The sequence below is a fragment of the Pseudomonas sp. NFACC25 genome (assembly GCF_900100935.1).
Lineage (GTDB): Bacteria > Pseudomonadota > Gammaproteobacteria > Pseudomonadales > Pseudomonadaceae > Aquipseudomonas > Aquipseudomonas marginalis.
This window is the reverse complement of the sequence record NZ_FMUC01000003.1, coordinates 81,472-105,464: the sequence shown is the minus strand read 5'-3', so window position 1 is coordinate 105,464 and position 23,993 is coordinate 81,472. Positions and strand designations below refer to the sequence as shown.

23 protein-coding genes and 1 other RNA gene are annotated in these 23,993 nt (G+C 61.9%); 8 read left to right on the top strand and 16 right to left on the bottom strand.

Features of this window, described 5'->3' with window-relative positions; translation table 11 throughout:
* From BLQ09_RS08170 to rsmI, 14 genes are all read right to left on the bottom strand, one after another.
* Complete coding sequence (locus tag BLQ09_RS08170; RefSeq protein WP_027604759.1) at positions 1-957, bottom strand: D-alanine--D-alanine ligase; 957 nt, start codon at positions 955-957, stop codon at positions 1-3.
* Positions 954-2,402 (bottom strand): UDP-N-acetylmuramate--L-alanine ligase, encoded by a 1,449-nt coding sequence (gene murC, locus BLQ09_RS08165; protein ID WP_027604760.1) that lies wholly within the window; start codon positions 2,400-2,402, stop codon positions 954-956. Before murC ends, BLQ09_RS08170 begins: the two co-directional genes overlap by 4 nt.
* Positions 2,395-3,465 carry an undecaprenyldiphospho-muramoylpentapeptide beta-N-acetylglucosaminyltransferase gene (gene murG, locus BLQ09_RS08160; protein ID WP_027604761.1) on the bottom strand — a complete coding sequence of 357 codons (1,071 nt, stop codon included), beginning with the start codon at positions 3,463-3,465 and terminating at the stop codon, positions 2,395-2,397. Before murG ends, murC begins: the two co-directional genes overlap by 8 nt.
* A complete protein-coding gene (gene ftsW, locus BLQ09_RS08155; RefSeq protein ID WP_027604762.1) occupies positions 3,455-4,678 on the bottom strand; it encodes a putative lipid II flippase FtsW in 1,224 nt (407 codons plus the stop codon). The genes murG and ftsW overlap by 11 nt, the downstream gene beginning before the upstream one ends.
* Positions 4,675-6,021 (bottom strand): UDP-N-acetylmuramoyl-L-alanine--D-glutamate ligase, encoded by a 1,347-nt coding sequence (gene murD / locus BLQ09_RS08150; protein WP_027604763.1) that lies wholly within the window; start codon positions 6,019-6,021, stop codon positions 4,675-4,677. The genes ftsW and murD overlap by 4 nt, the downstream gene beginning before the upstream one ends.
* A gap of 6 nt (positions 6,022-6,027) precedes the next feature.
* Positions 6,028-7,110 carry a phospho-N-acetylmuramoyl-pentapeptide-transferase gene (gene mraY, locus BLQ09_RS08145; RefSeq protein WP_003171875.1) on the bottom strand — a complete coding sequence of 361 codons (1,083 nt, stop codon included), beginning with the start codon at positions 7,108-7,110 and terminating at the stop codon, positions 6,028-6,030.
* The gene (gene murF, locus BLQ09_RS08140; protein ID WP_027604764.1) at positions 7,110-8,480 is read right to left on the bottom strand and encodes a UDP-N-acetylmuramoyl-tripeptide--D-alanyl-D-alanine ligase; all 1,371 of its coding nucleotides are present in this window, start codon (positions 8,478-8,480) and stop codon (positions 7,110-7,112) included. The genes mraY and murF overlap by 1 nt, the downstream gene beginning before the upstream one ends.
* Positions 8,473-9,936 carry a UDP-N-acetylmuramoyl-L-alanyl-D-glutamate--2,6-diaminopimelate ligase gene (locus BLQ09_RS08135; protein WP_092356168.1) on the bottom strand — a complete coding sequence of 488 codons (1,464 nt, stop codon included), beginning with the start codon at positions 9,934-9,936 and terminating at the stop codon, positions 8,473-8,475. The genes murF and BLQ09_RS08135 overlap by 8 nt, the downstream gene beginning before the upstream one ends.
* Positions 9,936-11,678, bottom strand: coding sequence for a peptidoglycan D,D-transpeptidase FtsI family protein (locus tag BLQ09_RS08130; RefSeq protein ID WP_162844256.1), 1,743 nt, complete (start codon positions 11,676-11,678; stop codon positions 9,936-9,938). Before BLQ09_RS08130 ends, BLQ09_RS08135 begins: the two co-directional genes overlap by 1 nt.
* The gene (gene ftsL, locus BLQ09_RS08125; protein WP_003216203.1) at positions 11,678-11,971 is read right to left on the bottom strand and encodes a cell division protein FtsL; all 294 of its coding nucleotides are present in this window, start codon (positions 11,969-11,971) and stop codon (positions 11,678-11,680) included. The genes BLQ09_RS08130 and ftsL overlap by 1 nt, the downstream gene beginning before the upstream one ends.
* Positions 11,968-12,915, bottom strand: coding sequence for a 16S rRNA (cytosine(1402)-N(4))-methyltransferase RsmH (rsmH, locus tag BLQ09_RS08120; protein WP_010213048.1), 948 nt, complete (start codon positions 12,913-12,915; stop codon positions 11,968-11,970). Before rsmH ends, ftsL begins: the two co-directional genes overlap by 4 nt.
* Positions 12,912-13,367, bottom strand: a complete 456-nt coding sequence (gene mraZ / locus BLQ09_RS08115; protein ID WP_003171868.1) for a division/cell wall cluster transcriptional repressor MraZ — start codon at positions 13,365-13,367, stop codon at positions 12,912-12,914. Before mraZ ends, rsmH begins: the two co-directional genes overlap by 4 nt.
* Before the next feature lie 354 nt (positions 13,368-13,721).
* Positions 13,722-14,075: RNase P RNA component class A (gene rnpB / locus BLQ09_RS08110), an RNA gene on the bottom strand.
* Positions 14,076-14,171: 96 nt separating this feature from the next.
* On the bottom strand, positions 14,172-15,044 hold the full coding sequence (gene rsmI, locus BLQ09_RS08105; protein ID WP_027604767.1) for a 16S rRNA (cytidine(1402)-2'-O)-methyltransferase: 873 nt from the start codon (positions 15,042-15,044) through the stop codon (positions 14,172-14,174).
* A gap of 209 nt (positions 15,045-15,253) precedes the next feature.
* On the opposite strand from rsmI, the gene BLQ09_RS08100 reads away from it, so the two are divergent.
* From BLQ09_RS08100 to BLQ09_RS08085, 4 genes are all read left to right on the top strand, one after another.
* A complete protein-coding gene (locus BLQ09_RS08100; RefSeq protein WP_027604768.1) occupies positions 15,254-17,065 on the top strand; it encodes a penicillin-binding protein activator in 1,812 nt (603 codons plus the stop codon).
* Positions 17,065-17,436, top strand: coding sequence for a YraN family protein (locus BLQ09_RS08095; protein WP_027604769.1), 372 nt, complete (start codon positions 17,065-17,067; stop codon positions 17,434-17,436). Before BLQ09_RS08100 ends, BLQ09_RS08095 begins: the two co-directional genes overlap by 1 nt.
* 92 nt (positions 17,437-17,528) lie before the next feature.
* A complete protein-coding gene (locus BLQ09_RS08090) occupies positions 17,529-18,122 on the top strand; it encodes a phosphoheptose isomerase (RefSeq protein WP_007904374.1) in 594 nt (197 codons plus the stop codon).
* Positions 18,119-18,700 carry a BON domain-containing protein gene (locus BLQ09_RS08085; protein WP_027604770.1) on the top strand — a complete coding sequence of 194 codons (582 nt, stop codon included), beginning with the start codon at positions 18,119-18,121 and terminating at the stop codon, positions 18,698-18,700. The genes BLQ09_RS08090 and BLQ09_RS08085 overlap by 4 nt, the downstream gene beginning before the upstream one ends.
* 65 nt (positions 18,701-18,765) lie before the next feature.
* On the opposite strand, the gene BLQ09_RS08080 is transcribed toward BLQ09_RS08085, so the two are convergent.
* Positions 18,766-19,539 (bottom strand): YiaD family glycine zipper/OmpA-like lipoprotein, encoded by a 774-nt coding sequence (locus BLQ09_RS08080; RefSeq protein WP_027604771.1) that lies wholly within the window; start codon positions 19,537-19,539, stop codon positions 18,766-18,768.
* Between the two features lie 214 nt (positions 19,540-19,753).
* A complete protein-coding gene (locus BLQ09_RS08075) occupies positions 19,754-20,398 on the bottom strand; it encodes an MBL fold metallo-hydrolase (protein WP_092356165.1) in 645 nt (214 codons plus the stop codon).
* Between the two features lie 144 nt (positions 20,399-20,542).
* Between BLQ09_RS08075 and BLQ09_RS08070 the strand changes: the two genes are divergently transcribed.
* From BLQ09_RS08070 to BLQ09_RS08055, 4 genes are read left to right on the top strand one after another with little or no spacing between them, the layout of a single operon-like run.
* Complete coding sequence (locus BLQ09_RS08070) at positions 20,543-21,133, top strand: paraquat-inducible protein A (RefSeq protein ID WP_092356162.1); 591 nt, start codon at positions 20,543-20,545, stop codon at positions 21,131-21,133.
* The gene (locus BLQ09_RS08065; protein ID WP_092356159.1) at positions 21,130-21,774 is read left to right on the top strand and encodes a paraquat-inducible protein A; all 645 of its coding nucleotides are present in this window, start codon (positions 21,130-21,132) and stop codon (positions 21,772-21,774) included. The genes BLQ09_RS08070 and BLQ09_RS08065 overlap by 4 nt, the downstream gene beginning before the upstream one ends.
* Positions 21,755-23,410, top strand: a complete 1,656-nt coding sequence (locus BLQ09_RS08060; RefSeq protein WP_092356156.1) for a PqiB family protein — start codon at positions 21,755-21,757, stop codon at positions 23,408-23,410. Before BLQ09_RS08065 ends, BLQ09_RS08060 begins: the two co-directional genes overlap by 20 nt.
* A gap of 17 nt (positions 23,411-23,427) precedes the next feature.
* Complete coding sequence (locus BLQ09_RS08055) at positions 23,428-23,988, top strand: PqiC family protein (RefSeq protein ID WP_092356153.1); 561 nt, start codon at positions 23,428-23,430, stop codon at positions 23,986-23,988.
* Positions 23,989-23,993 lie beyond the last annotated feature (5 nt).

Sequence of the window (23,993 nt, the reverse complement as noted above, 5' to 3'; positions counted from 1 at the left end):
TTAGCCTCTTGGCTCGATGCTGGCGGCCAGAATCGCCAGCACCAACTGCTGGAAATCCAGGCCGGCTGCGCGAGCGGCCATCGGTACCAGGCTGTGGTCGGTCATGCCCGGTGCGGTGTTGACTTCCAGGAACCAGAAATTCCCTTGGTCATCCTGCATCACGTCTGCCCGTGCCCAACCGGCAATACCCAACGCCTCACAGGCTTTCGCCGTGAGGTCCATCAATTCCTGTTCTTTGGTTGCGTCAAGGCCGCACGGGATCCGGTACTGGGTATCGGAGGCCAGGTACTTGGCGTCGTAGTCGTAAAAGGTGTGGGGCGTGCCCAATGCGATGGGCGGCAATACCTGGCCACGCAGGGTGGCGATGGTGTACTCGGGACCCTGGATCCACTGTTCCACCAACACTTGCGAATCGTAGGTACTTGCCGCTTTCCATGCGTCGATCAATTCGGCGGCCGAGTTCACTTTAGCCATGCCGATACTGGAGCCTTCATGGGCAGGTTTGACGATCAAAGGCAGGCCCAGTTCCTTGGCTGCAGAAATACAATCGTCTTCGCTGCACAGAACACTGTGACGCGGGGTCGGAATACCCAGGCTGTGCCACACCTGCTTGGTGCGCAACTTGTCCATGGCCAGTGCCGAAGCGAGGATGCCGCTGCCGGTGTAAGGGATACCGGCACACTCCAACAGGCCCTGCATGCTGCCGTCTTCACCGCCACGGCCGTGCAGGATGATGAAGGCACGGTCGATCTTCTCGGCCTGCAGGCGGGCGAGGAAGTCATCGCCCACGTCGATCCCGAACGCATTCACGCCGGCACTTTGCAGCGCATCGAGCACGGCGTTGCCGGACTTGAGCGACACTTCGCGCTCGGCGCTCTTGCCGCCGAACAGCACGGCCACGCGGCCGAAGTCGGCTGGCGCGATTGTCGAAAACAGGGAGCCGTAGTCAGCAGTCATTTCGACGCCCCCTTCTTGGCGGCCGCAAACAGCGGGCTCGCCAGCAACTTAGGCGCAAGGCCACCGATATCACCGGCACCCTGGCACAGCAGGATGTCGCCGGCGCGCAGCAGCGGCTTGACGATCGGCGCCAGGTCCACACCGCGCTCGATGTAGATCGGGTCCAACTGGCCGCGCTGGCGGATGCTGTTGCACAGCTTGCGGCTGTCGGCGCCGGGGATCGGTTCTTCACCGGCCGGGTAGACTTCCATCAGCAGCAGCACGTTGGCATCGGCCAATACATTGACGAAATCGTCGTACAAATCGCGGGTGCGGCTGTAGCGGTGCGGCTGGTAGACCATCACCAGGCGACGCTCCGGCCAGCCACCGCGCACGGCCTTGATCACCGCGGCAACTTCGGTCGGGTGGTGGCCATAGTCATCCACCAGCATCACGTCACCGCCTTCCACCGGCAGTTGGCCGTAGACCTGGAAGCGTCGGCCGACACCGGCAAAGCGCGACAGGCCCTCGACGATGGCTTCATCGCTGACGCCCTCGTCGGAGGCAATGCAGATGGTCGCCAGGGAATTCAATACGTTGTGGTTGCCCGGCATGTTCACCGACACATCCAGCGGCTCGCGGTCGGGACGCAGCACGGTGAAGTAGGTCTGCATGCCTTCCTGGCGCACATTGATCGCGCGCACGTCGGCGTCTTCGCTGAAGCCGTAGGTCACGGTCGGACGCTTGACCTGGGGCAGGATTTCACGCACCACCGGGTCGTCCAGGCAAAGCACGGCCAGACCGTAGAACGGCAGGTTGTGCAGGAACTCGACGAAGGTTTTCTTCAACTTGTTGAAGTCACCGTCGTAGGTGGCCATGTGATCTTCGTCGATGTTGGTGACCACAGCGACCAGCGGTTGCAAGTGCAGGAAACTGGCGTCGCTTTCATCGGCTTCGGCGATCAGGTAGCGGCTGGTACCGAGCTGGGCATTGGTACCGGCCGCATTCAGGCGGCCACCGATGACGAAGGTCGGGTCCAGGCCACCGGCGGCGAACACCGAGGCAATCAGGCTGGTGGTGGTGGTCTTGCCATGGGTACCGGCGACGGCGATGCCGTGGCGATAGCGCATCAGCTCGGCGAGCATCTCGGCGCGTGGCACCACGGGAATGCGGCGCTCAAGGGCAGTGGCCACTTCCGGGTTGGAGGTGTTCACGGCGCTGGACACCACCAGCACGTCAGCCTCGGCAGCGTTCTCGGCGCGGTGACCGATAAAGATCTGCGCGCCAAAGGACTTCAGGCGCTCGGTGACCGGCGACTCTTTCAAATCCGAGCCGGACACCTGGTAGCCCAGGTTCAGCAACACTTCGGCGATGCCGCACATGCCCACGCCGCCGATACCGACGAAGTGGATGCGACGGATGCGGCGCATTTCCGGTTGTGGCATGGCTTTCTGATTCTCAACCATGGGCCACCTCCAGGCAGATATCGACCACGGTGCGGGTTGCGTCAGGTTTGGCCAGGCGGCTTGCGGTGCTCGCCATGTTGTTGAGTCGTTCCGGTTGCATCAAAACCTCGGTCAGGCGTGCGGCCAAATCGGCGGCGCCAGTCGTTCTTTGCGGCAGCAGGAAGGCAGCGCCCTCCCCGGCCAAATATTCGGCGTTGCGGGTCTGGTGATCGTCGATGGCGTGGGGCAAGGGCACCAGCAAGGACGGCAGACCGGCAGCAGCCAGTTCACTGACGGTCAGCGCACCCGCGCGACAGACCACCAGGTCGGCCCAGCCATAGGCATGGGCCATGTCTTTGATAAAGGGCTGCACATTGGCCGCCACACCGGCTTCGCGATAACGCGTGGCGGTGACTTCATCGTGGTTCTTGCCGGCCTGGTGGAAGATCTCCGGGCGCAATTCCACGGGGAGTTGCGCCACGGCTTCCGGCAGCAATTTATTCAGCGGCTCGGCACCCAGGCTTCCGCCCAGGATCAGCAGGTGCGCCTTGCGCCCCGCCAGTGCTTCGCGGGCGATATCCATAAACAGCTCGGTGCGCACCGGGTTGCCGGTGGTACGGCGCTTATCCGACACACTGAAGGTGTTGGGGAACGCCTCGCACACCCGCGCAGCCAACGGCACCAGCAAACGGTTGGCGGTACCGGCCACGGCGTTCTGCTCGTGCACGATCACCGGCACGCCGGCAAGTCTGGCGGCGACGCCACCGGGGCCGGTCACATAACCACCGAAGCCGAGCACACACACCGGCTGCAATTCACGGATGACCTTGCGCGCCTGCCACACCGCCTTGAGCAACACGAACGGTGCCTTGAGCAGGGACAACGTGCCCTTGCCGCGCAGGCCCGTGACGTTGATCAGGTGCAACGGCAATCCCGCATTCGGCACCAACTCGTTTTCGATGCCGCGCGGTGTACCCAGCCAGTGCACGGTGTAGCCACGGTTCTGGAATTCCCGCGCGCACGCCAGGGCCGGGAACACATGGCCCCCGGTGCCGCCGGCCATGATCAGCACGTTAGCGCCCATGGGTCGGCTCCTCGGCGAAGTCGCTTTCGCTGAACTCCATCTCTTCACTGCCCAGGTGGGTTCGACTCTCCCACTCGATGCGCAGCAACAAGCCAAGACAGGCGCAGCAGATCACCAACGAACTGCCGCCATAGCTGAGGAACGGCAAGGTCAGGCCCTTGGTCGGCAGCAGGCCGACGTTCACCCCGATGTTGATCAGGAACTGGCCGATCCACAGGAACGACAAGCCGTAGGCCACATAGGCGGCGAAATACTGTTTGGCCTTCTCGGCCCACAGGCCGATGTACATGCCGCGGACACACACGAACACGAACAGGGCGACGGTGCACAGCGAGCCGACCACGCCGAGTTCTTCGGCGAGTACGGAGAACACGAAGTCGGTGTGCGCTTCCGGCAGGTAGAACTGCTTCTGCACGCTGTTGCCCAGGCCCACGCCCAGCCATTCGCCGCGACCGAAGGCGATCAAGGCCTGGGTCAATTGGTAGCCGGAACCGAACTGGTCGGACCAGGGGTCGGTAAAGGTGATCAGACGCGCCATCCGGTACGGTTGTGCCTGTACCAGGATGGTCACCGCCGCCACCGCCAGCACCACCATCAAGCTGAAGCGGAACAAGCCCACGCCGCCGAGGAACAGCATCGCCGCCGCCGCGCCCATCATCACCACGGTGGCGCCGAAGTCAGGCTCCATCAGCAACAGGCCGGCCATGGGCAGCAGCACGATGAATGGCTTGAAGAAGCCCATCCAGCTTTCGCGCACTTCCTTCTGGCGACGCACCAGGTAACCGGCCAGGTAGATCACCACGAACACCTTGGCGATTTCCGACGGCTGCACGTTGAACGCACCGAAGCCGATCCAGCGCATCGAGCCGTTCACCTCGCGGCCGATGCCGGGCAGGATCACCATGACCAGCAAGCCGAACGCGCCGATCAGCATCAGCCAGCCCAGGCGCTGCCAGGTGGCGATGGGGATCATCATGGTGACGATGCACGCGCCCAGGCCGATGATCAGGTACACCAGGTGACGGATCATCATGTACAGGGTGTTGCCCGATTGCACGGCGGCCACTTCGGAAGAAGCCGAGGTGATCATCACCAGGCCCAGGCCCAGCAGCGCGAGGCAACCGGCGAGCATCGGAAAATCAAGGTCGATGCCACGCCCGGTAATGATCGGCGACGGGTACGGCTTGATGATGTTTCTGAAGTCAATGCTCATGCCAAGCCCTCCACGGTGCGGGCGAACAACTGGCCGCGCTCTTCGTAGTTCTTGAACATGTCGAAACTGGCGCACGCCGGCGACAGCAGTACCGCATCGCCTGGTTGGGCCAGGGCTTGGCACTGGGCAATAGCGTCGTCCAGGGAGGTGGCACGCACCTGTGGCACGGCATCGCCAAGCGCGGCGGCGATCAAATCGGCGTCGCGGCCCATCAACACCACGGCGCGGCAATGGGCAGCCACCGGTGCCTTGAGGTCCTTGAAATCGGCACCCTTGCCGTCGCCACCGGCGATCAGCACCAGTTTGCCTTCGATATCGGCGCCCAGGCCTTCGATGGCAGCCAATGCGGCCCCCACGTTGGTGGCCTTGGAGTCGTTGTAGTAACTGACACCATCAAGGTCGCGGACCCACTGGCAGCGATGTTCAAGGCCGCCGAAGGTGCGCAGGCTCGACAGCATGGCGTCGAACGGCAAGCCCACGGCGTGCCCCAAGGCCAACGCGGCCAAGGCGTTGGATTGGTTATGGGCGCCACGGATTTTCAGCTCGCGCACCGGCATCAGGTTCTGGAATTCGAAGGCCAGGTACTTCTCGCCGTTCTCTTCACGAATGCCGAAGGCCTTGAAGTCGGGTTTGCCCAGGCCGAAGGTCCAGCACGGCATGCCCTCGCCCATCAGCGGACGGCTCAGCGCATCCTGGCGATTGACCACAAATTGCTTGGCGCCGCGGAAGATCCGGTGCTTGGCCAGGTGGTACGCCGGCAGGCCGCTGTAGCGGTCCATGTGGTCTTCGCTGACGTTCAACACGGTGGCCACTTCAGCGCCCAGGTCGTGGGTGGTTTCCAGCTGGAAGCTCGACAGTTCCATCACGTACAGCTCGACGTCGTCGCTGAGCAGGTCCAGCGCCGGCGTGCCGAGGTTGCCGCCCACGGCCACGCGCTTGCCGGCCGCCATCGCCATCTCGCCGACCAGGGTGGTCACGGTGCTTTTCGCGTTGGAACCGCTGATGGCCACGATCGGCGCCTTCGCATTGCGTGCAAACAGGTCGATGTCGCCGGACAGCTTCACGCCACGGGCCGCTGCGGCTTGCAGGGCCGGTGTCGCCAGGGCCAGGCCGGGGCTCACGTAGAGCTCATCGGCGCGGCACAGAAACTCGACATCCAGCTCGCCACAACGCACTTCCACGTGCGGGTAGTCACGGCGCAGCGTGACCAGCTCCGGTGGATTTTCCCGCGTATCGGCCACGGCAAACGACGTGCCCCGGTTCGCCAGGAAGCGAACCAGGGACATGCCGCTCTTGCCGAGGCCGACAACGATGCGGAAGTGGTCTGAAGCGATCAGGGACACTCGTTTCTACCTCAGTTTCAGGGTGGCAAGGCCGACCAGGACCAGAATCACGGTGATGATCCAGAAACGGACAATCACACGCGGCTCAGGCCAGCCCTTGAGTTCAAAGTGGTGGTGAATCGGCGCCATGCGGAACACGCGGCGCCCGGTCAACTTGAAGGACGCCACCTGGATGACCACCGACAGGGTTTCCATCACGAACACACCGCCCATGATGAACAACACGATTTCCTGGCGAACGATCACCGCGATGGTGCCCAGGGCCGCGCCCAGCGCCAGTGCGCCGACGTCGCCCATGAAGACTTGTGCGGGGTAGGTGTTGAACCACAGGAACCCCAGGCCGGCACCGATCAAGGCGCCGCAGAACACGATCAGTTCACCCGCGCCCGGTACGTAGGGGATCAGCAGGTATTCAGCGAATTTCACGTTACCCGACAGGTAGCAGAAGATACCCAGGGCGCCGCCCACCATCACCGTCGGCATGATCGCCAGGCCGTCGAGGCCGTCGGTCAGGTTCACCGCGTTGCTGGAGCCGACGATCACGAAGTAGGTCAGCACCACGAAGCCGATGCCCAACGGGATGCTGGCGTCCTTGAGCATCGGGATGATCAAGGTGGTTTCCACTGCGCTTGGCGCCGTGGTGTAGAGGAAGATCGCGGCGGCAAGGCCGAACACCGACTGCCAGAAATACTTCCAGCGGCTTGGCAGCCCCTTGGAGTTTTTCTCGATCACTTTGCGGTAGTCATCGACCCAGCCGATGGCGCCGAACAGCAGGGTCACCAGCAGCACCACCCATACGTAGCGGTTGTGCAGGTCGGCCCACAGCAAGGTGCTGATACCGATGGACGACAGGATCAGCGCACCGCCCATGGTCGGGGTGCCGGACTTGGACAGGTGCGACTGCGGGCCGTCATTACGAACCGATTGACCAATTTGCAGGTTCTGCAGGGTGCGGATCATCCACGGCCCTAAAAACAGCGACAAAGACAGCGCGGTCAGCACACCCAGGATCCCGCGCAGGGTCAGGTACTGAAAGACCGCGAAGCCTTTGTGGAACTGTTGCAGATACTCAGCCAGCAGCAGCAGCATTAATGTTTCTCCGTACTTGAGCCACACAAGGCCGCGACGACGTTTTCCATCACCGCGCTGCGCGATCCCTTGATCAAAATGGTTGTGTGTTTGTCTTGTTCTGCCACGCCCAGCGCCTGGATCAACTCGGCCTGGGTGGCGAAATGTCGCGCACCGGGGCCGAAGGCAGCCACGGCATGGGCCATGTTCAGGCCGACGGCGTAGAGGGCGTCGACTTTACCGGTGGCATAGGCCCCGACTTCACGATGACCTTGTTCAGCCCAGTCGCCCAACTCGCCGATATCGCCCAACACCAGTACCTTGCGCCCATCGAAGCCTTTGAGCAGGTCGACAGCGGCGTTGACGGACGATGGATTGGCGTTATAGGTGTCATCGATCACACGCATGCCGTTGCTCGCCAGTTGCGCAACAGTGCGGCCCTTGACCGGCTGCACCGCGCCCAGGCCCGTGGCGATACCGAACAGCGACACGCCCAAGGCGCCAGCCGCAGCCGCAGCGGCCAGGGCATTGGCGACGTTATGGTTGCCGAGCAAATTCAGTTGCACGTGCTCGCTACCTTGCGGTGTGTGCAACGTGAAGGACGGGCAGCCACGGGCATCGACGGTGATGTCGGAGGCATGGAAATCAGCCGCGGCGTTAAGCACGGCAAACGTCAGGACCTTGCGACCGGCGGCGCGTACACGCCAGGTCTCGAAGGCCTTGTCGTCCAGGTTCAAGACTGCGGTGCCCGATGCAGCGAGGCCCTCGAGGATTTCCCCCTTGGCCTCGACGATTTTTTCCGGGCCACCGAACTCGCCGACGTGGGCCGTACCGGCGTTATTGATAATGGCGACGTGGGGCTTGGTCAGCGCCACGGTGTAGGCAATTTCGCCGATGCGCGAGGCACCCAGTTCGATCACCGCCGCCGTGTGTTCCGGGGCGAGTTCGAGCAGGGTCAGCGGAGCGCCGAAATCATTGTTCAGGTTGCCACGGGTGGCCAGCACGGGGCCGCGCGTACGCAGGATACCGGCGAGCAGTTCCTTGACCGTGGTCTTGCCGCTGGAGCCGGTGATGGCGGCAACGGGCTTATCGAAAGCGGCACGGTTCAGCGCCCCCAATTGGCCGAGGGCCAGGCGGGTGTCGGCGACCAGCAGTTGCGGCAAGGTGGAATCAGCCACTTCGCGCTGCACCAAGGCACCTGCGGCGCCTTTGGCGGCGACTTCGTTCAGGTAGTCGTGACCGTCGAAACGCGGGCCGGCCAGGGCGACAAACAGTTGTCCCGGCTGGATCGCACGGCTGTCGATGCTCACGCCGCTGAAGCTGCAATCGCTCGACAGTACGCGTGCCGACAGGGCCTGGGTCAGTTCGCTGAACGTCATCGCCTTAAGCATGGGCAACCTCCCAGGCGGTCAAGGCATGATCGGCCTCGACCAGATCGGAGAAGGCATGACGCTCGCCGTTGATTTCCTGGTAATCCTCGTGCCCCTTACCGGCCAGCACGACCACGTCGTCAGCACTGGCGCTGGCGATCAACCGGGCGATTGCCGCGCCGCGACCGGTGACGAAGGTGGCCTTGGATGCATCTTTGAAGCCGGTGCGAATGTCATCGAAAATCCGGCCTGGGTCTTCGCTGCGCGGGTTGTCGTCGGTGACGAGCACACCATCGGCCAGGCGTTCGACGATCTCGGCCATCAACGGCCGCTTGCCGCGATCACGATCACCGCCACAGCCGAACAGGCAGAGCAACTTGCCCTTGGCGTGAGGGCGCAGGGCTTCGAGGACTTTTTCCAGCGCATCCGGGGTATGGGCGTAGTCAACCACCACCAGCGGCTGCGTACCGCCACCCAGGCGTTGCATGCGACCGGCCGGGCCTTCCAGCTTCGGCAGCACCTTGAGAATCTCGTCCAGTGCGTAATCCAGGCCGAGCAGCGCGCCGATGGCGGCAAGCACATTGCTCAGGTTGAAACGCCCGAGCAGGGTGCTGCGCAAGTGGTGCTCGCCCTGAGGTGTGACCAGTGTGGCGCGCACGCCTTCGTCATTGAATTGGGCTTCGCGGCAATACAGGTACGCGCCGGCGTCTTCCAGGCTGTAGGTGATCAGGCGCGCTTCGCTGTCTTGGGCCGCCAGTTGGCGACCAAAAGCGTCGTCCAGGTTGATCACCCGGCACTTGAGGTCATTCCAGGCAAACAGCTTGGCCTTGGCGGCGGCGTACGCCTCCATGGTGCCGTGATAATCCAGGTGATCGCGGGACAGGTTGGTCATCACGGCCACATCAAAGGCCAGGGCGGTGACGCGGCCCTGGTCCAGACCGTGGGACGACACTTCCATGGCAATCGCCTTGGCACCGGCCTTTTTCAGGTCGGCCAGGGTCGCTTGCACGGCGATGGGGTTCGGCGTGGTGTGCAGGCCGCTTTGCAGCGCGCCATAAAAACCGCTACCCAGGGTGCCGACGATGCCGCAGTGCTGGCCCAGCAGGTCAAGGGCCTGGGCGACCAATTGGGTCACGCTGGTCTTGCCGTTGGTGCCCGTCACGCCCACCAGATTGAGGTGGCGGCTCGGGTCGCCGTAAAAACGCCCGGCAATATCGGACAGTTGCTTGGCCAGCCCCTTGACCGGGATCAGCGGCACGTCGGTGATCGGCAGCACCGTGGCGCCTTCGACTTCATAGGCCACGGCAGCCGCGCCGCGCTGCAGAGCGTCGGCGATGTGCGCACGGCCATCGTACTTGCCGCCCGGCACCGCCAGGAACAGGTCGCCAGCGCGCACGTTACGGCTGTCCAGGGTCAACTCGCGAATCAGCAGATCGCGGCCGGCGTGGGCAAAAATCTTGTTCAGGCTAAGAGACATCAGCCGCGCCCTCCATTGGCTTTTACTGCAGCGGCCGGTGGTCCGGCATTCGCTTGTTGGGTCGGCGGCAGGTTATCCGGGGTGATGTTCATCAGGCGCAGGGTGCCGGACATCACTTTGCTGAACACCGGCGCCGATACCAGGCCACCGAAGTAACCGGCTTTGCTCGGCTCATCGATCACAACGACGATGGCGTAGCGCGGATCGCTCATCGGGCCGAAGCCGGCGAACAGCGAGCGGTAGGAGTTTTCGGCGTAGCCCTTGGTGCCCACCGACGTCTTACGCGCGGTACCGGACTTGCCGGCCACGTGATACGCCGGCACCTGGGCACGAAATACGCCGCGCGGTGCTTCGATCACTTGTTGCAGCATGCCCTGCATGGTCTTGGCGACATTTTCCGGGATCACCTGGGTGGCTTTCGGCGCTTCATCGACGTGGATCAGGCTCAGCGGCACCATGCGCCCGTTATTCGCCAGCACGGAGAAGGCATGGGCCAGCTGGATGGCGGTCACCGACAGACCGTAGCCGTAGGAAAGCGTGGCGGTCTCGGCTTTTTTCCAGTCGCGGTAGTTGGGCAGGTTGCCGACGCGCTCACCCGGGAAATCCAGGCCGGTGGGTTGCCCCAGGCCGATCTTCTGCGCCAGGTGGTAGATGGTTTCACCACCGATATCGAAGGCGACCTTACTCATGCCCACGTTACTGGAGTTGATCAGGATACCTGTCAAATCCAGCACCGGACCTTCAGTACGGGACACGTCGCGAATGGTGTATTTACCCAGCTGCAACGTACCCGGATACACCTCGACCTTGTCGCTGGGTTTCCAGCGTCCGGTTTCCAGGGCGGCACTCATGGAGATGGCTTTCATGGTCGAGCCCGGCTCGAACACGTCGATCATCGCGCGGTTACGCATCATCGCCGGTTGCAGGTTGCGACGGTTGTTCGGGTTGTAGGTCGGCTGGTTGACCATGGCTAGGATCTCGCCGGTCTTCACGTCCATGATCACCAGGCTGCCGGCCTTGGCGCCGTTCTCGATGATCGCGTTACGCAGCTCACGGTTGGCCAGGTATTGCAGGCGCAGGTCAATCGACAACGCCAAGGGCTTTCCGGCCTTGGCGTTTTTGGTGACTTGGACATCCTTGATCAACCTGCCGCGCCGATCCTTGATGACCTGTCGTTTCCCCGGCACCCCAGCCAGCCATTCATCGTAGGCGAGTTCCACACCTTCACGACCATGATCGTCAATGTCGGTAAAGCCGACCATATGGGCAGTGGTTTCACCGGCCGGGTAGAAACGACGGAACTCCTCGATGCCGTAGACACCGGGGACTTTAAGGTCGAGCACCTGCTGGCCTTGTTCGGGGGTAAGGCCGCGAACGAGGTAGATAAATTCTTTATTTGCCTGGGCCTCGAGGCGCTCAGCCAAGGCTTTCGGATCCTGGCCCAGGGCGGCAGCCAACTGCGGCCACTTGTCCTTGGCAACCTGCAATTCCTTGGCGTTGGCCCACAGGGTGGTCACCGGGGTACTCACCGCCAACGGCTCGCCGTTACGGTCGGTGATCAGGCCACGGTGCGCAGGGATCTGGATATGACGCAGGCTACGGGCATCGCCCTGGCCGATCAGGAAGTCACGGTCGACCACTTGCAGGTCGATGATCCGCCAGGCAATCGCACCCACCATCAATGCCAGCAAGCCGAGCATCAGGCGAAAGCGCCATGGGTAGAGTGCGCCTTCAAGCTTCATCATGGCGCCACCATGCGCACTTCGGCCGCGCCCGGGATGTGCATTTTCAGCTGTTCGGTGGCCAGCACTTCGATACGGCTATGGGCCGTCCAGGTGCTTTGCTCGAGGATCAAACGGCCCCACTCCGCCTGCGCCTTGTCACGCACGCTCAATTCCCCATAGAGGGTGTTGAGCAGTTGGCGGTTGTAATGGGCGCTGTAGGACACCGCAATTGCGGACACCAGCACGCCGACAAACAGCAGCAACATAAAGAAGCTGCCGCCCGGGAGGGGCTTGGCGAAAAGCTTGCTCACCGCAGCTTCTCCGCGACGCGCATGACGGCGCTACGGGAACGTGGGTTGGCCTTGAGTTCGGCTTCGGAAGCGAACTGCGCTTTGCCATGGATTTTGATTTTCGGCACAAAGGCTTCGAAACGTACCGGCAGGTTGCGCGGCAGGTTGTCGGACTCGCCCTTGACCAGGCGGCGCATGAACAGCTTGACGATGCGGTCTTCCAGGGAGTGGAAACTGATCACCACCAGGCGACCGCCTACTTCCAGCGCCTCGAGGGCGGCCTCGAGGCCAGCCTCCAGGTCGCCCAATTCGTTGTTGACGTGGATACGCAGGCCCTGGAACGCGCGGGTCGCCGGGTTCTTGCCCTTTTCCCACGCGGGGTTGGCGACTTTCAGCACTTCGGCCAGGTCGGCGGTGCGCTCGAACGGCTGGATTTCGCGGCGCTCCACCACGGCACGGGCCATGCGGCCGGCGAAGCGTTCTTCACCGTATTCCTTGAACACACGGGCGATTTCTTCCACCGGCGCGGTGGCAATGAACTGCGCGGCACTGACGCCACGGGTAGGGTCCATGCGCATGTCGAGGGGGCCGTCGTTCATGAAGCTGAAGCCGCGCTCCGGGTCATCGAGCTGCGGCGAAGACACGCCCAGGTCGAGCAAAACCCCGGCTACCTTGCCCGCCATGCCACGCTCGGCGACTTCGGCACCCAGCTCGGCAAAGCTGCGCTGCACAACGACAAAGCGGCCGTCTTCGGCCGCTAGCGCTTGCCCGGTGGCAATCGCTTGGGGGTCTTTGTCGAACCCGAGGAGTTTGCCGTCGGGCCCGAGCTGGCTGAGGATCAACCGGCTATGCCCGCCCCTGCCAAAGGTACCGTCCAGATAGCAGCCATCCGCGCGTACGGCGAGAGCCTCAACGGCTTCGTCAAGCAGTACGGTGATGTGGTTAAAGCCGCTATCAATAGTCACAGGATCAAATCACGCAGTTCATCAGGCATGGCGCCCGGTTGTTGAATAGCAGCCAGGTCAGCTGCAGAAACAGCATCCCAGGCATCTTCGTCCCACAATTGGAACTTGTTCAGTTGGCCGACCAGCATTGCGCGCTTATCCAGCTTGGCGTACTCGCGCAAACGCGGGGGCACCAGGAAACGACCACTGCCATCGAGCTCGAGGTCGACGGCATTACCAATCAGCAAACGCTGCAGACGGCGGTTTTCTTCACGCAATGAAGGCAAGGCACGCAACTTGGTCTCAATCAACTCCCACTCATCGAGGGGGTAAACACATAAACAAGGGTCAACGGCATCGATTGTGATGATCAACTGTCCGGAACTTCGCGAAATCAGCTCGTCACGATACCGGCTCGGCATGGCGAGACGGCCTTTTGCATCGAGACTGATAGCGTTAGCTCCGCGAAACACAGATGCGTTTCTCCAAATTTTAGCGTTTTACGTTCAAAAAACCCACTTTGTGCCACTTTCCGCCACTTGCGCACACTATAGGAATGCGCCCACCACACCGTCAAGGCGCGGATTCAAGGAAAAGCCTTACAGATCGGAGATTTAGGAGCGTAAAAGGAGGAGAAACCAGAGTTCGGCGGTGTTTTTGGCTCGACAAGCACAGATAGCTCAAAGAGCTACAGATCAAAGTTAAAGTGATTTATTAAGAGTAAGATTTTTTTGGTATTACGAAGATGCATCTGCCAATGATTTGGCAGGGAGGGATTCTTGCGCTACTACCGGTTTTCTGCCCGAGATTCGGACAGAAGGAAAAAGGTGGAGAGTCGATCTGTAAGCCGGGTTCTGTCTTGAACAGTCATTCGTCTACGATGGCCATCACTGGACATCTTTAGCAACCTACCCGGTCCCAGCGCGGGCCACGCCTTGGGACCCTATTTGGTCTTGCTCCAAGTGGGGTTTACCTAGCCACGAACTGTTGCCAGTCGTGCGGTGCGCTCTTACCGCACCTTTTCACCCTTACCGGCACCGAAGTGCTTAGGCGGTTATTTTCTGTGGCACTTTCCGTAGGCTCACGCCTCCCAGGCATTACCTGGCACTTCGCCCTATGGAGCCCGGACTTTCCTCCCCCCCCTAATTTTCATAGAGGGCAGCGACTGTCCAATCGACTCTCCGCCGCGCAGGTTAACGGCACGACGGCTTCAGGACAAGTATTAAAAGTGCAGCATTGCCATCACGTTCGGACGGAATACCGGTTTACCCCCGGAACTATTCGGCTTTCTGTTTATCCAGCGCGACTTGATACAACACATTCTTGCGCACGCCGGTAATTTCCGCCGCCAACGCCGCAGCGCGCTTGAGCGGCATCTCCTTGAGCAGCAGGTCGAGGATACGCATGGCCTCGCTGCCGACGGCCTCTTCATTTTCCGGCGCGGTCCAGCCCGCCACCAACACCACGCACTCGCCGCGCTGCTGATTACTGTCGCCCTCGACGAACGCGCGCAGCGCTTCCAGCGGCAGGCCCTTGAGGGTTTCGAAGGTTTTGGTCAGCTCACGGGCCAGCAGGGCCAGGCGCTCGCCGCCGAACACCAGTTCCATATCCTGCAGGCATTCAAGAATACGATGAGGCGCTTCGTAGAAGATCAGCGTGCGCGGCTCTTCTTTCAATGCCTGTAGACGCGCACGACGCCCCACGGCCTTGGCCGGCAGGAAACCTTCGAAAATAAAACGGTCCGACGGCAGGCCTGCCGCCGACAATGCAGCGATCAGCGCGCACGCGCCTGGAACAGGCACTACATTGATACCTGCGGCACGCGCCTGGCGGACCAGATGGTACCCAGGGTCGGAGATCAGCGGCGTACCCGCGTCCGAGATCAGCGCCACATCGTCGCCCGCCAACAACCGCACGATAAAGCGACTGCCTTCTTCGCGCTCGTTATGCTCGTGACAAGCCGCCAATGGCGTGCTGATACCAAAATGCTGCATCAAACGCTGGGAGTGTCGAGTGTCTTCCGCCGCAATCAATTTAACCTCGCGCAACACTTTCAGCGCCCGGGCACTGATGTCGTCCAGGTTGCCAATGGGCGTCGCCACGACAAAAAGCGAGCCTGCAGTGGAATTCAAAGGACCTGGAGCAGTCAAAGCGCACACCTCGATGGTTGGCAAAAGCCATATTGTAGCGCGTAGGCGCCTTGAAAATATGCCATCACGGCCGATGGCTTTTCAGCCGTGCATGGCTGATCGCACCACTTGCACGACCTAAATCGACGGTTTCACGCCAGTAACATCGCGCCTGGGCCAGTGCTTGGGTACAATTCCACGCTAATTTGATCGGTATCAGGAACACTTACATGATCGCTTGCCTGCGGCTGCTCTCCGCCCTCTGCCTCGCTGCCTTACTGGCCGCTTGCGCCAGCTCGCCCTCGTCCAGCCTTGGCGACCTTCCACGGACCCCGGACGCCAGTATCGAGCAACTGCTCGAACAGGCCACCACCGCCAAGACGCCAGAAAAGGCCGCGTTGCTGCGCCTGAGTGCGGCAGACATGGCCTACCGCCAGAACAACCCTGGCCGCTCGTCGCAGATTCTTGCGCAAGTGTCCCTGGATGTCCTCAAGCCAGCCGCGCAAGTCTTTGCCAGCACCCTGGCTGCCGAATTGGCCATGACGCGCAACCAGCCCAAGGCCGCGTTGACCGCCTTGAACCATCCGAGCCTGCAAAGCCTGAAGGAGCTGCCGACCGAACAGCAGATCCGCACCGGCACCGTGCACGCCCGCGCTTATGAAGCCGATGGCCAGACCCTGGCCGCTGCCCGCGAGCGCGTTGCCATGGCGCCATTGCTCAGCGGCGATGCCGCCAAAAGCAATCACGAAGCCATCTGGACCTTGATTGCCGCACTGCCTGCGGAACAACTGCAAGCCAGCGGCAACCCGACCCTGGACGGCTGGATCACCCTGGCCCAAGCCGTCAAGGGCGCCGGTACGCTTGAGCAACAGCAGGCCGCTATCGACACTTGGCGCGCACAAAACCCGGGCCACCCGGCCGCCGTGCAACTGCCAACCCCGCTGACCAAGCTCAAGGAACTGGCCAGCCAGCCCTTGAACAAGATCGCCCTGCTGCTGCCCCAGGAAGGCCCGCTGGCCTCCGTCGGCAAGGCCCTGCGCGAAGGTTTCATGGCGGCGCACTACCAGGCTGAACAAGCCGGGCAGAAGCCACCGGTCATCGAGTTCTATGACAGCTCGCGCCTGGCCTCCATCGACGACTTCTATGCCAAGGCCCAGGCTGCAGGCGTGCAATTGGTAGTTGGTCCGCTGGAGAAGCCATTGGTCAAGCAGCTCAGCACGCGCCCTCAGCTACCGATCACCACGCTGGCGTTGAACTACAGCGAGACCGATCAGGGCCCGGCGCAATTGTTCCAGTTCGGCCTGGCCGCTGAAGACGAAGCCCGCGAGGTGTCGCGCCGCGCCCGTGCCGATGGCCTGCACCGCGCCGCTGCCATGGTGCCCCGTGGCGAGTGGGGCGAGCGTGTCTACAAGGCCTTCCGCCAGGATTGGGAAGCCAACGGTGGCACGGTTGTCGGTGTCGAGTATGTCGACCAGCCGGTCGCCCTCGCCCAGCAAATTGCCGACCTGTTCCAACTGCGTAAAAGCGAAGGTCGCGCCAAGAGCCTGCAAAGCACAGTGGGCACAGACGTAGCGGCACAGCCGTCACGTCGCCAGGACATCGAGTTCATCTTCCTGGCCGTTACCCCGCAACTGGCCCAGCAGATCAAGCCGACCCTGAACTTCCAGTACGCCGGTGATGTGCCGGTGTACGCCACGTCCCACGTATTCAGCGCCAGCGGTGACAAGAACCAGTACCTGGACATGACCAACGTGATGTTCTGCGAAACCCCTTGGCTGCTCAACACCACCGACCCGCTGCGTAACCAGGTTGCCGCACAATGGCCGCAAGCCAATGGCAGCCTTGGCCGCCTGTATGCGATGGGCGTCGACGCCTACCGCCTGGCCCCGCGCCTGGGCCAGTTGAAGGCACTGCCGGATACACGCATTGACGGCCTCTCGGGCAACCTGGGCATCAGCACCAACCAGCGCGTCGATCGCCAGATGCCATGGGCGAAGTTCGTCGGCGGCGAGATCCAGCGCCTGCCGGACACCCCGCGCTGATGCCGGAGCGGTCTACTGCACAAAGCGGCAAGGATGCCGAACTTCAAGCATTGAAACACTTGCAACAACAGGGTCTGCGCCTGCTGGCGCAGAACTGGTTGTGTAAACGCGGCGAGCTTGATCTGGTCATGCTTGACGGCGATACAGTAGTATTCGTCGAAGTCCGCTACAGAAAACACGCACAATGGGGTGGCGCGCTCGCCAGTATCGACGGGCGCAAGCGTCAGAAGCTGATACTCGCTGCGCAGTTTTTCCTGCAACAAGAGCATCGCTGGGCCGACGCCCCCTGCCGTTTCGATGTGGTTGCCATGGAAAGCACACCGTCTGGTCAGGTTGATCTGAACTGGCTGCAAAATGCCTTCGACAGCTGATTCACCGGACATCTTCACCACACACTTTTGCTCTTTGCTTTGCGGGCTGCACATTCCTGTGCCAAACAGCCGCGCTACTTAAGGTCACACAGATGGACATGCAATCCAGAATTCGCCAGCTTTTCCAGGCCAGCATCGACACCAAGCAACAGGCGATGGACGTACTTGCACCGCACATCGAGCAAGCCAGTCAGGTCATGGTCAATGCCTTGCTCAACGAAGGCAAAATGCTTTCGTGCGGCAACGGCGGTTCGGCCGGCGATGCCCAGCATTTTTCGTCCGAACTGCTCAACCGCTTCGAACGTGAGCGCCCGAGCCTGCCGGCCATCGCCTTGACCACCGATTCGTCGACGATCACCTCGATCGCCAACGACTACAGCTACAACGAAATCTTCTCCAAGCAGATCCGCGCCCTAGGCCAACCAGGCGATGTGCTGCTGGCGATCTCCACCAGCGGCAACTCGGCGAATATTATTCAAGCGATCCAGGCCGCACATGATCGCGAAATGATTGTCGTAGCATTGACCGGACGCGACGGCGGCGGCATGGCCTCGCTGCTGCTGCCCGAAGATGTGGAGATTCGCGTCCCGGCCAATGTCACCGCACGTATTCAGGAAGTCCACCTGCTGGCGATCCATTGCCTGTGCGATCTGATCGACAGCCAACTGTTTGGGAGTGAAGAATGACCGTTAACCGCCTCGGCCTTTTGGCCATTACGTTGTGCCTCGGCATCAGCGGCTGCAGCACGGCAATCACTGCGACACGTGACACCCCTATTCAGGATGACAAGGGCACCCGCACCTTCGGCAGCAAGATTGATGACTCGCTGATCGAAACCAAGGTCGAAGTCAACATTGCCAAAGCCGCCACGGACCTGGGCAACGGTGCTTCACGCATCGTCGTGACCAGCTTCAACGGCGTGGTACTGCTCGCAGGCCAAACGCCACGCGCCGACCTCAAGGCCCAGGCCGAACAGGCGGCCTCGGCCGTACAGCGGGTCAAGAAGGTCCACAACGAATTGCAGGTCATGGACCCGATCACCCTGCTGGCCATCAGCAACGATGCCCTGCTGACAACCAAGATCAAGGCGCAGATGCTGACCGACAACGCGATTCCCGGCTCGCGGATCAAAGTGGTCACCGATAACGGCATCGTCTACCTGATGGGCCTGCTGACCCAGGCGGAAGCCACGCGCGCAGCCAACCTGGTGCAGGGCGTATCCGGCGTGCAGAAGATCGTCAAGGTGTTCGAGTACATCGATTGATGTAAGCGGCCATAAAAAAGGGCGCCATGCATTCACTGCATGGCGCCCTTTTTAGTGACCAGCGTTTATTGGTATTGCTGGTACGGGTTGCCCTGGAACTGGTTGTTCTGCTGCGGCGCTTGCTGCTGCGCGCCAGGCTGGCCGTACTGCTGGCCGGGGATCGGGCCGAGGTTCACTTCTACGCGACGGTTCTGCGCACGACCGTTCACGTCGGCGTTGCTGGCTATCGGGTTATCCGGGCCGGCACCGCGCGCACTGAGATTGGCACCATTGACGCCTTGGGACGTCAGGTAGTTGGCCACGCTCTGGGCACGGCGCTGGGACAGGTCCATGTTCAGTTGGCGGCTGCCGGTGCTGTCGGTGTAACCGACGATCTGGATGGTGTTCTGGTTGAACTGCTTGAGGGAGTTGGCCAGGTTGTTCAGCGGCTGGTAGAAGCTGCTGGAGATCGCGTCCGAGTTGGTGGCGAAGGTGATGTTACCCGGCATGATCAGCTTGATCTGGTCGCCCTGGCGCTGAACTTCAACCCCGGTATTGGCCATGCTCTCACGCAGTTTCTTTTCCTGCTGGTCAGCGTAGTAGCCGTAACCCGCGGCGCCAGCACCTGCAACCACGGCACCGATCAGCGCGCCCTTGCCACGGTTGTTATGGTCGATGGCAGCACCCGCCAATGCACCGGCCAGGGCACCCAGGCCACCGTACTTGGCGGTCTTGCTCATACCGCTGGATTCATTATTCGCCTGTCCCTGGCTGCCACCGCCATAAGGATTAGGTGAAGCGCAGCCGGACAACAGGGCTACGGCGGTAGCGACAACAAGCAGACGACGCGGAGTGAACATGAAGGGAGCTCCTACTTTTGCATTCTGTGGTGCAAAGGACATTGGCAATGGACCCGTGCCGAGTTTGGAACGCGACAAACGGTAAAAATTCCGTGGGCGCGCCCCGAGCTGTAACAAAACATTCGGGGCTTGCGTTGCTACAGAAACCGTAGCAGACACATGCTGAACGCGGCCTGAGTTTTTGCTACAGCGGATTGCCGTTCGAACCATTGCTTCACGCCCGCACAAATGGGTTCTCACGCATCTCGTCACCCAGGCGCGTGTCCGGGCCATGGCCGGTCACCACCGTAGCGCCCTCGTCCAGCGTGTAGAGCCTTTGCTTGATCGAACGCACGATCGTCGCCTGGTCCCCACCCCACAAATCCGTACGCCCAACACCGCGCCGAAACAGCGTGTCCCCGGCAATCAGCAGCTTGGCATCGGCAAACCAGAAGCTCATCGAGCCGGGCGTGTGCCCCGGTGTATGCAGCGCCACACCGCACCCGCAGGCCAACTCCTCATCATCGGCCAGCCAGCGATCCGGCGACGGCACCGGCGTGTAGGGCACACCAAACATCTGGCACTGCATCTCCAGGTTGTCCCAGAGAAACTGGTCTTCCTTGTGCAGGTGCAGGGTTGCACCGGTCTTTTCCTTCAATTGCCCCGAGGCCAGGAAGTGATCGAGATGGGCATGGGTGTGGATGATGCTCACCACTTTCAGGCCCAGGGCATCGAGACGCGCCAGGATCAGTTCATGATTGCCACCCGGGTCGACCACGATGGCCTTCTTGGTAATGGGGTCGCCAATGATCGTGCAGTTGCACTGCAACGGGCCGACCGGGAAGGTTTCGCGGATCAGCGCGGCTTTTTCAATATTCATCGATGCTCCTGCGGGCGCTATGGCATATTCAGCACAGTATGGTTGACGCGCTGCCAGACCTGAAGAGCAGCGACTGCTAAGCTTGCCCACGCCATCGAAAAACAACCCAGGCCCCCGCCACCGTGCCGCGTTGGAGCGATCCCCATGGCGAATCAACTGATCATCTGCGAGCACTGCGACTGTGTGTACGAAAAAGTCACGCTCGCCAAACATCAAAAAGCCCACTGCATACGTTGCGCAGGCGTGCTCCAGCGCTACAACGGCCTGACCGTGCAACAGCGTCTCGCCCTGACGCTGACGGCTGCGATGCTGTGGACGTTCGCCAATTTCTATCCCGTGATGAGTATCAGCCTGCAAGGCCTGAAAAGCAGCGCCACGCTATGGGATTCGGTGGTAGCGCTGAGCCTGGGGCCGATCACGTTTATCGCCTTGGTGGCGGCCATTTCCATCATCATCGCGCCGGTGTTCCAGTTGCTGCTGCTGATGTGGGTCTTGAGTTTCGCCCTCGCGGGCAAGCGCTCACCGGCGTTCCGATTGTGCATGCGTTGGCTGGAGGCACTCAGGCCCTGGAGCATGCTGGAGGTGTGCCTGCTCGGGGCAATGGTGGCGGTGTTCAAGCTGGCCGGCATGCTTGATGTGATCCCCGGCACCGGCCTGTTTGCCCTGGCCGTGCTCAGCCTGTTGCTGATCCGCATTGCCGGGCGTGATGTGCGCGACCTGTGGGACAGCGTATGAGCACACCGCCGACGGCCAGCGAGCTCGGCCTGTGCCTCTGTCACAGTTGCGGATTGTCCTGCGACCTGCGCGCCGGGCCGACCGAATGCGAGCGCTGCGGCGCGCCCTTGCACCGGCGCAAGGTCAGTTCCCTGACGCGCACCTGGGCCTACATGCTCACCGCGCTGGCGTTCTATGTGCCGGCCAATCTCCTGCCGGTGATGAACACTACCATGCTCGGCTCGGGGGCGGACAGCACCATCATGAGCGGGGTGCTGGAGTTCTGGCAGCACGGCGCGTGGGACATCGCGCTGATTATTTTCATCGCCAGCATCGCAGTGCCCGGCATCAAGTTTGTGTCCCTGGCCCTGCTGCTGGTCACCGTGCAGCGCAATAGCCGTTGGGCACGCAAGGAACGTTCGAAGCTGTTCCGCTTCGTCGAACTGATTGGCTACTGGTCGATGCTGGATGTCATCGTGGTCGCGCTGGTGGCCGCACTGGTGAAGTTCCAGGCCCTGGGCACCATCGAGCCGCGCCTGGGCATCCTGTTTTTCGGCCTGGTGGTGGTGTTTACCATGCTGGCCGCCATGAGCTTCGACCCGAGGCTGATCTGGGAAACCCCACACAACAAGGAGACCGCGGATGCCGTCACATCCCACTGACACCCCGCAAGCCCCTGGATCGCCTGCGATCAAGACACGGCGCTTCAGCGTTTCGCTGGTGTGGATCGTGCCGATCGTCGCGGTGTTGGTGGGGATTTCGCTGGTGGTACACAGCGTCCTCCAGCAGGGCCCGACCATCACCCTCAATTTCAAGACCGGCAGCGGTCTGACCGCGAACAAAACCGAGGTCAAGTACCGTAACGTGGTGATCGGCCAGGTGACCGGCGTCGCCTTGAGCGACGACCAGAAAAGCGTCAACGCCACGGTTCAACTGGCCAAGCAGGCCGAAAGCTTCACCCGCGCCGATTCGCAGTTCTGGGTGGTGCGCCCGCGTATCGGCGCCGGCGGCGTATCCGGCATCGACACCCTGCTCTCCGGCGACTACATCGGTGCCGACATCGGCCAATCGGAGACCCGTGCCAAGCAGTTCAAAGGCCTGGAGAACCCGCCGCCCATCACCTACGGCGAACCGGGCAAGCGTTTCACGCTGCACACGCAGACCCTCGGTTCGCTGGATATCGGCTCGCCGGTGTACTACCGCAAAATCGAGGTCGGCCAGGTGGTGGCCTACGAGTTGGATGCCGAAGGCAAGGGTGTCAATGTCGAGGTGTTCGTGCATGCGCCCAATGATGCCTATGTCACCGAAAACACGCGGTTCTGGAATGCCAGCGGGGTTGACCTGAGCGTCGGTGCGAATGGCTTTGCGCTGAAGACCGAATCGCTTTCGTCCATGCTGGTCGGCGGCATCGCCTTTCGGGCACCGCCGTACAGCCCCAACGACAAATCGGCCGACGAGGCACGTACCTTTGAGCTCTTCGACGACCAGGACAGCGCCCTCGCCCCACCCAATGGCGAGGGGCAATACATGGCCCTGCGCTTCGACCAGGCATTGCGCGGGCTCAAGGTCGGGGCGCCGGTGGAGTTCCTCGGCGTCGAGTTTGGCAAGGTGGTGTCGATCAACCTGGACTTCGATGCCAGTAAACGCAGCTTCCCACTCAACGTCGGTATCGTGATCTATCCACAGTTGCTCGGGCAGGCCCACACCAAACTGCTCAAGGTCATGAACCATGACCCCAACGATGAGGCCGCCGGCGTACGGCTGATCGGCTCGTTCATCGAAAATGGCCTGCGCGCCCAGGCGCGCAGCGGCAACCTGTTGACCGGCCAGTTATACATCGCGCTGGACTTCTACCCGAAAGCCGAGAAGGTCAAATTTGACCCCAGCCTGCGCCCGGTCAGCATTCCAACCATTCCCGGCAACCTCGAGCAACTGCAGGAAAAACTCGAGAGCATCGTCAACAAGATCAACCAACTGCCGATCGAACGCATTGCCGGCAACCTCGACGGCAACCTGGTCGAGCTGCGCAAAGGCCTGACCCAATTCAATGCCAAGACCCTGCCCGGCGTGCAGAACACCCTGGCTGACGTGAGCAAGACGCTGCAATCGGCCAGTTCGACCCTGGCCGAGGACTCACCGCAGCGTGAGCAGCTGACCCAGACCCTGGATGAACTGGGGCGCATGTCGCGTTCCCTGCGCGAACTGTCGGACTACCTGGGCCGTCACCCGGAATCGCTGATTCGCGGCCGTCCCGACAACGCCGCGCCCCTGGACCTGCAAGGACCTCCACGCAAATGACCCCTGGAGCAAGCGCCATGACGTTTCCGTTGAAAATCACAGTGGTCGGCATGCTGCTGTTGCTGGCGGCGTGCAGCAGTACGCCGATTACCTTTCATACGCTGACACCGGCGCACTGGAATACGGCCACGGGAGCCGACGCAGGCAGCATCCGGATTGAAAGCATCACCGTTCCCCCCCAGGTCGACCGACCGCAGATCGTGATTCGCCAGGGCGACAGCGGCGTGGCGATCCTGGAAACCCAGTGGTGGTCCGCGAGCCTCGCGGATGAGCTGAGGAGTGCGCTGGTGGACCAACTGGCCAACAGCAACCCTCGGCAATCGATGTTGTTGCGTCTTGAAGTGCAGCGCTTTGACTCCGTGCCCGGCCAATACGCATTGCTCGACGTCAAATGGCGCCTGCGCCCGGCCGGTGGCACCGAGCGCCCACCGCTGACCTGCCGGACCACGTTGCAGTCGCCCGCCGGGCCGAGCATCGACAACGTGGTGCTCGCCCATCAAAACAATCTCAAGCGCTTTGCCGCGCAGGTCAGCCAGACGGTCGACAGGTCAGCCGGCCAGTGCCCGACGGCACCGTAAACCGC